This window comes from Pseudomonas sp. 22526 (genome assembly GCF_052044735.1).
Classification (GTDB): domain Bacteria; phylum Pseudomonadota; class Gammaproteobacteria; order Pseudomonadales; family Pseudomonadaceae; genus Aquipseudomonas; species Aquipseudomonas piscium.
In genome coordinates this window covers 1-6,648 of sequence record NZ_JBQENK010000045.1, presented here as the reverse complement: position 1 = coordinate 6,648, position 6,648 = coordinate 1, and the positions used below count along the sequence as shown (strand labels likewise).

Genomic DNA, 6,648 nt, shown 5'->3' with positions numbered 1-6,648 from the left:
CGGTCCGGGCACGGGGTGCCGAGCTGGAACCGGTAGGCGTTGCCCTGGATGCCGTGCTCTTCGAGGATCAGGGCGATGATTTTCGGCGCCGACAGCTGCTGGTAGATGCGCTGGTTGGTACGGTGTTCGAGGTAGGCCAGCTGCGGCACCAGCGACACCTTGTAGCGGGTCAGGCGCTTGCCGGCATCACCCTGGGCCACGCGGTAGATCTGGCCGTGGATGCCACTGCCTTGCGGATCAAACGCTAGAAAAGCCTGCTTGTGCAGCAGTGTCTCCAGGTCCAGGTCGGGGTTCTCGCTGACCAGTTCCAGATCGAAACGGAACGGCTGGCTGATGCCTTCGATCCCTTCGAAAGACAGCACCTGCAAGTCACCCTGGAAGTCGTCGACCGTCAGGCTGAAGTGGGTTTCATTGGAAGGATTGAACATAGCTTGCTCCCTGCTTGGTGATCATCCATGACATCGGTGGTGCTATGAAAAGGTGGCCCTCAGAATACTAATGCGATATCTCCTACCAAAACTGCACCTTAAGATAGCGAGCGAATCAGAAAAGGTCGATGCGAAAACATCGCCCTCTAAAAATACTCTGAACCATTTGACTGTAGTCATCCCACGCTTAAGGCTTTTCATACTTGACCTTCTGCGCAAAAGCACTCTCGTCTACAAGATCCCGTTTCCTAACACCGAATTTTTCTATTAACTCATCACGAGAGCCGAGCGACCCAAAAGAACGAAAAGAATTACTATAAGCATAGTTAACCAGCTTACCATCCATAGAGTAGTAACCATGCCATTCCGGGCACGCCCCGCAACCGCCATACCCACCAATAGAAACCAAGTCTCCTTTGCTACCTTTAACGCAGGCCATCGAAACAACAACATTGGACAGCATGTTTACATGCTTACCGCTCGTCATGAGCTGAGATACTTTTTTTATATCTCTCCGACTTTCTTTGTCATTGACCTTAATAATTTGGTCAATACAAACAGGGAGACCAGGTTGAGCCTGGCTACTCTCTACTGAGTCATTTAGACATTTGGATATTAGTTCGACTTTAGAATCTCCACACCCCAGAATTTCGTGTTTTATATAGCTCCCATCATCAGACGATGGCGTGGCCATAACAGGAAGACAAAAAGCCAATATCAGGAATGCTAGTTTCTTCTTGACAATCAACACTTAGAACTACTCCATCAAGTCAGCAGCAAGCCAAGCTTTCACCGGAAGGTCAGTGTCACCATAATCAAGTCCCACATCGAATACCATACATCTTTACAACCTCTACCCTATCTTGATATGAGAACCTGAATTCCACATCTCTGTCATCCGACTCTTGATACTCTGAAAAATTATATTTTCTAAGCACCTTGTATGATATTTTTAACTCACCATCCCTCGTACTATAATTTCCCGTATTTTCATCTCTGCCTTTTCCAACCAGCTCAATGATGTTGCCGTTTTTCTTGAGATAGAAATAGTTTTCTATTTCTACAGCAGTCATTGGCGAGCTTTCACTTACTCCAAGAAGACTGTATTGACACCTATAGTTTTCATCCGAGTGCTTTTCATAAAACCTTCCTAACGCCTCTTCATAGGTTATAACTTCAAAACCATTATCTATAATATTTTTCTCCGCACGCGCAGTCCCGCTCAGAAAAAGAGAACATGCGAGCACGCAAACCACCATCAACTTAGAAAAATCAATACAATCACTCATATCTGCTCCTAGAAAATAACCCTAAAAACATAAACCCTTTCGACTTGTTTTCCCTGATTGACGCGCTGACCAGTACCTCATCCAGTAGGCATTCTGGATGGCGTGCTATTCAAGAGCCGCAGTTCTTATGCTTTTTTTCAATGCAAAACACTCCATCCATGCACTTAGATCGATACGTTACTTATTGTAAGCGAACTATGGATGTAGGAAAATCCCGAAAGCTCAGCAAGGAACCTCGCTTTTTTGAGCAAACTTCAAGCTACTCGCCGAGTGAAAATTGAAACCCTTTTATTTAATTGGAAAAACGCACTGTCACAAAATGCAGCGCCCATACCATCAAGTGCAGGCGCTTTTTTTGTGCCTGTATTTCTGTGTCATGGCGGCTGTGCGTGGGAGACCTTCGGGTCTGCCGGGCTCCTTTTGCCTCGGTTTTCCAGCCCGCGTACAGCTGCCACCCTTCTCGCCTGGAAACGAAAACGGCAGCTTCTTTAACGTAAAAGGAGTTACGCCAATGTACGCATCCCATCTATACCAACCTCACCATCTACAAGCAGCAGGAGGTGAGCAATGACCACCTCTATCAAAACCATCGGTATCGTCACCTTCGCCCACTGCGGCGAGAAAGAGCAAAGCCTGTTCCGGGTCAATCCGGATATTCCAGCCCGGGAAGCCTTGGAACACGCTTCCAACCTGTTCTACTACGCCAAAAAGCTCATGCTCGATGCGGCGATGGAGCCGCAGGGAGAACGCTATGCTTGGCCGGCTTATTATCTGTGCGAAATGGGTAAGGCCATCGTGGATGACATTTCGAATTCCATTACACCAAGCCAGTAAAAATAGTAATCACTGAACTTTAATATATAGAAGGCAAGCCATTAAAAAATGGCTTGCCTTGTGCAATCTTAGAGGCTCATTCAATAGATAGGCATCTGAAAGCGCATCCTAGACAAGCAACGATCAGTAACTTCTCCATAAAGCTTCTGTGTCATTGCACAGTTATTTTTAGCATATTCAGACCAGCTTGGCCCGAAGTCCATATCCCCGCTCACATACGAAATAGCCTTAACGTAATCCATAGAAGTTGTTTTTTTGTTCACGATGGACACCGCTTTATAAAACCCATCGCCAATGATACCTGTTCGTAAATATATAATTTCACTCACACGAAAGCTCGTAAACTGACTCAAGCATGAAAGCTTTTCAATTGGCCCCTCTTGACCTGAAGAAGCTTCGTCCGCCTCATTGCATTGCTCGTCTCTCAAGCGAATCCAGCTTTTCTGGCTAGAAATCAAATCTGCTTTAAGGGCTGGAGTTAACTCAGCAGAGAGAGCCTTATACTGCTCATTCAAAACCTTATCAATTTTCAAAAAAAGATCTTGAGAGCAGCGTGTAATATCTGCATTCACTGTTGTATTAGCATCGCACTTGGCGCCAGCCATTACAGAGCTAGCTAGAACCATTAGACACCAAAAAAGAACTACAGCTCTACCGTTCATTTCCAACAATTGCATTTCAGTGCCTCCTCAAAAAATACCGCTTCCTTTTCGCGTCTCGTCACAAGACCGCTAGTTGACGAATTGTTCTCCCATAATCTTTTCATACTACGAAAGCGGGATGGTATTAACTCAGGCTTCCCAGCATCAAAATCTTCTTTTATCTGCTTCATTTCTAAACGTTTCTCTGCTTTCGCGGGAGTAGTACCACTTAGACCATTACCACGATTAATGACTAGAGACAACAAGGCTCCCTGACAGTCTGGATGCAAATTTATTGCTTGAGGATAAACATCAACAACCTGTTGTGCATATCTCTTCTTCATAATTATCGCAAGCTTTAACGCATTATCCTTACTTATAGAAATAGAGCTTACGTTATGAACGTAATCGCGAGCATCTTGTCCTTTTTTACCGAGAGCCCCCTTAAGACTTGTTATTTCAGCAGCAGTATATAAACCATTAAGATCATTATCTACTGACGTGGCAGTTTGTTGCCCAAGATCATATCCATAACCAATAGTTATTCCACTATTATTATCAGACAATGCATACGGATGCTCTCTATAGGCTTCAATTTCCAAAATAAACTCAAAGAGTTTTTTCGAAACAACATACGTCCCCACGGTGGTCAGCAGCTCATGCACTTCAGTTTTACATTTCGCTGGGCACCCAGAAGAAAAATTCCCTAACAACCCAACAGGGTGAACGTGCCAAACTTTTTCATCACCCGAAATGCATTCTTTCGCAATCAACTCACGCAACCACTTCAACTTATTTATACGAGCTTTCTCTTCAACCCATTCCTTATGTGGTTTCGACTCGCTATGCCCCATCAACTCATCTAAAGAGTCCCACTTCGCTGCCTTGTAGTCCCACTCACTCTCATACTTGATAATCATCTGTGAGACCGGTTGGGCAAACCAAGGCTTGCTTAGAGCATTTCTTATCTCTTCCGGTGGAAGTTTCGTGTCACTATTTCGATCAAGGATGGTGTAGAGAGATTGTTTTGTCGGACCTGCCCCGGCAGTCACGATATTTGGGTGATAAGCCTTGCGTTCTTCATCCGTCATATTCTCTTGCGCATGAAGAAAATCCGCGTAGAGATCGACATTGCTCCCAGTTTCTTCGATGAAGGTGAAACCTTCCCATTCAAAAGGCGAGTGGCGGTACAACGTGGTATTAGGCTCGGCAAACCAACCGTCGATGCTCTCTCCTTGAGCATCGGCGAGTAGCCCTTCCAGGTGCCACCACTGCGTATAGGTAGTGACTCCACCCATCACCACCGGAGCTTTGATTTTTTTCTCTGCCGGCAGGGCTTCCAATACGCTCACAGGAATGAGCAGACCATAACCGACCTCTTTGCTAGCATCGTTCGCTTTGGGGGGGTTGGTAGCATTCATACCCGGCACATGAGTAATCAGCGGGGTGCGTGGCAGGATTTTGACCAGTGTCTTTTCTGTTGCTGGCAGTCTGACGGCCTGCTCTTTGGTCTGGTCGATGAAAGCCTTGATGTCCTCACAGCTAAAGACTTCCAGATGCAGTAAATTTTTCGGAGCTGCGTCCGAGTAGTTCTGATACTTCCCCACATGCCCTATGAGTTCACCGGCTTTGATTTTATGAACCGGCGTCAACGGGACAATCACCCCCGGGGTCTTGGGTTCGCTTTTTGCCTCCAGAGAGTCGAGCGAAACATATCCAGGCAATGTTCCATCTGCCCCAAGGGTTAAAGCAGGGGTGGATGCGCCAGCGACGATTTCCAGCAGCTTGCGATATTTGTTAGTCGTGGGCTCGTTGCTGACTTTGATTTGCGTACCTGCCGGCAGAAAGCCTATAGGCAGTCCGTTGGTGACGGCGCTGCGAACGTATGCCCCTTTTTGCTGCACTGGAGGGACGTCCTTGGCCTGCTCTCCTACAAAGTAAGTATCTCCAGACAGATGCTTCATTTCCCCCTTGAATATCCAGCCGGTATTCGCTGGTAGAGCTGGGACCTCAGGGGTGACACTAACGATTTCGAGCCATTTCTGTGTAGCCGGAGCAGGCTTGGTGGTTACCGTGGTACCACGCGGCAAAACCGCTAATACCGACGTCTGCTTAGAGTTACCGCTGCGAACTCGCAGCCCTAACGACTTGTCTGGCGCATTTGCTTTCACTTGATAAGAGCCCTTGCCCCAGAACGCGGGTCTCTTAAGAGCAGGGTTAGCCTTGTAACCCTCCCAGTCCAGTAGATGCATGTACAGGCTGAAGAAAGTCAGGCTTGGGCCGGCGGCTGGTGGCGTAGTTGCCGGGGTGCCGCCCGCTTGGGCTGGTGCTGGAGCAGGAGGCGCAGGCAGCTCAAGACGATGTTTGACCAACACGAAACCGGTCGAGAATACCGACGGCGTCGAGCCGTAATTCGAGGTCGGATATTTATCATCGATTCTATAAGCAACTACCTCGCCATCGGCGATGCAACGAACTTCGGCCTTGTCTGCAACTAACCCGGTGTCCTCATCGAAGTGAACACCACCGTGCCACAAGCCATTGGAGCCGAGTGGGTAATACCCATCCTGGGCCTTAGCCAATGCCTTGTAATACTGCATTGGGTCTGTGACCTCTGAAGCCCCGGCTTTCAGAGGGTATGCCCACTTTTCAACTTTGCTGGTTACTGTCTCTGCCATAACTACTTACCTGAGTCCTGATCCTTGATGGCTTGGGCGCTTTTAAGGCCTGTTAACCAGAAAAATTGAGCATCCGTTTCGGTTTGCGCTTGGCCTGTTCTACCAAGGCATTCCCCAACGCCTCATCCATCAAACTCCCCGCCTTATCCTTATCCGCAGCCCCCGGCAGCCCCGGGACCTTGATCCCAATCCCCGTCCCACTCCCCGGCGAGCCCCCGGCATTGATCTTCACCACCGGCCCCACCACCGTGACGCCGCCGGCATCGAGTTTGATAAAACTCCCCCCGGCCTTGATCGTCAGTTCGCTGCCGGCTTCGATGACCATCTTGGCCCCGGCCTTGAGGTGGATTTCCTGGCCGGCTTTGGTCAGTTGCGCGGTGCCGAGTTTGATGTGCTGGTTTTCGCCCACGGTCAGGTGGTCGTCGACGCGGGTTTCGGTCTTGCGGTCGGCGTGGGTGATGCGGTGTTCTTCGGCCTTGAGTTCGGTGTAGGTGTTCTTTTCCACGGTGTCATGGCGTTCGTGGCCGATGCGGATTTTCTGGTCGTGCTCGATGTTCTCGTCCCAGTCGCGCTGGGCGTGGATGAAGATCTGTTCGGCGCCTTTTTTGTCTTCGATGCGCAGTTCGTTGTAGCCCGCGCCGCCCGGTGAGCTCATGGACTTGAACACCGTGCGGGTCTTGTTCGCCGGCAGGGCGTAAGGCACCGGGTGTTCCTTGTGGTACAGGCAGCCGGTGATCAGCGGTTGATCCGGGTCGCCTTCGAGGAAGGTCACCAGCAC

Annotated in this window: 7 protein-coding genes; 1 reads left to right on the top strand and 6 read right to left on the bottom strand. The window is 48.9% G+C overall.

What is annotated here, in order from left to right; translation table 11 throughout:
• The 3 genes from ACTJKT_RS31220 to ACTJKT_RS31210 all read right to left on the bottom strand — a co-directional run.
• Positions 1-428: contractile injection system protein, VgrG/Pvc8 family (locus ACTJKT_RS31220; RefSeq protein WP_440787806.1), on the bottom strand; the 428-nt coding region annotated here is incomplete at its 3' end.
• A gap of 187 nt (positions 429-615) precedes the next feature.
• Complete coding sequence (locus tag ACTJKT_RS31215) at positions 616-1,179, bottom strand: hypothetical protein (protein ID WP_440790410.1); 564 nt, start codon at positions 1,177-1,179, stop codon at positions 616-618.
• A gap of 64 nt (positions 1,180-1,243) precedes the next feature.
• Positions 1,244-1,717, bottom strand: a complete 474-nt coding sequence (locus tag ACTJKT_RS31210; protein ID WP_440790409.1) for a hypothetical protein — start codon at positions 1,715-1,717, stop codon at positions 1,244-1,246.
• A gap of 567 nt (positions 1,718-2,284) precedes the next feature.
• Between ACTJKT_RS31210 and ACTJKT_RS31205 the strand changes: the two genes are divergently transcribed.
• Positions 2,285-2,551, top strand: a complete 267-nt coding sequence (locus tag ACTJKT_RS31205; protein ID WP_440790408.1) for a DUF3077 domain-containing protein — start codon at positions 2,285-2,287, stop codon at positions 2,549-2,551.
• An 80-nt stretch (positions 2,552-2,631) separates the two neighbouring features.
• On the opposite strand, the gene ACTJKT_RS31200 is transcribed toward ACTJKT_RS31205, so the two are convergent.
• From ACTJKT_RS31200 to ACTJKT_RS31190, 3 genes are all read right to left on the bottom strand, one after another.
• Positions 2,632-3,228 (bottom strand): lysozyme inhibitor LprI family protein, encoded by a 597-nt coding sequence (locus ACTJKT_RS31200; RefSeq protein WP_440790406.1) that lies wholly within the window; start codon positions 3,226-3,228, stop codon positions 2,632-2,634.
• Positions 3,210-5,870 (bottom strand): pesticin C-terminus-like muramidase, encoded by a 2,661-nt coding sequence (locus ACTJKT_RS31195; protein ID WP_440790404.1) that lies wholly within the window; start codon positions 5,868-5,870, stop codon positions 3,210-3,212. The genes ACTJKT_RS31200 and ACTJKT_RS31195 overlap by 19 nt, the downstream gene beginning before the upstream one ends.
• Positions 5,871-5,922: 52 nt before the next feature.
• The coding region (locus ACTJKT_RS31190; protein ID WP_440790403.1) for a bacteriophage T4 gp5 trimerisation domain-containing protein at positions 5,923-6,648 on the bottom strand (726 nt) is incomplete at its 5' end.

Coding starts and splice junctions, on each gene's coding strand:
- ACTJKT_RS31205 (WP_440790408.1), top strand. CDS start 2,285: ATGACCACCTCTATCAAAACCATCGGTATCGTCACCTTCGCCCACTGC.
- ACTJKT_RS31195 (WP_440790404.1), bottom strand. CDS start 5,870: ATGGCAGAGACAGTAACCAGCAAAGTTGAAAAGTGGGCATACCCTCTG.
- ACTJKT_RS31200 (WP_440790406.1), bottom strand. CDS start 3,228: ATGCAATTGTTGGAAATGAACGGTAGAGCTGTAGTTCTTTTTTGGTGT.
- ACTJKT_RS31210 (WP_440790409.1), bottom strand. CDS start 1,717: ATGAGTGATTGTATTGATTTTTCTAAGTTGATGGTGGTTTGCGTGCTC.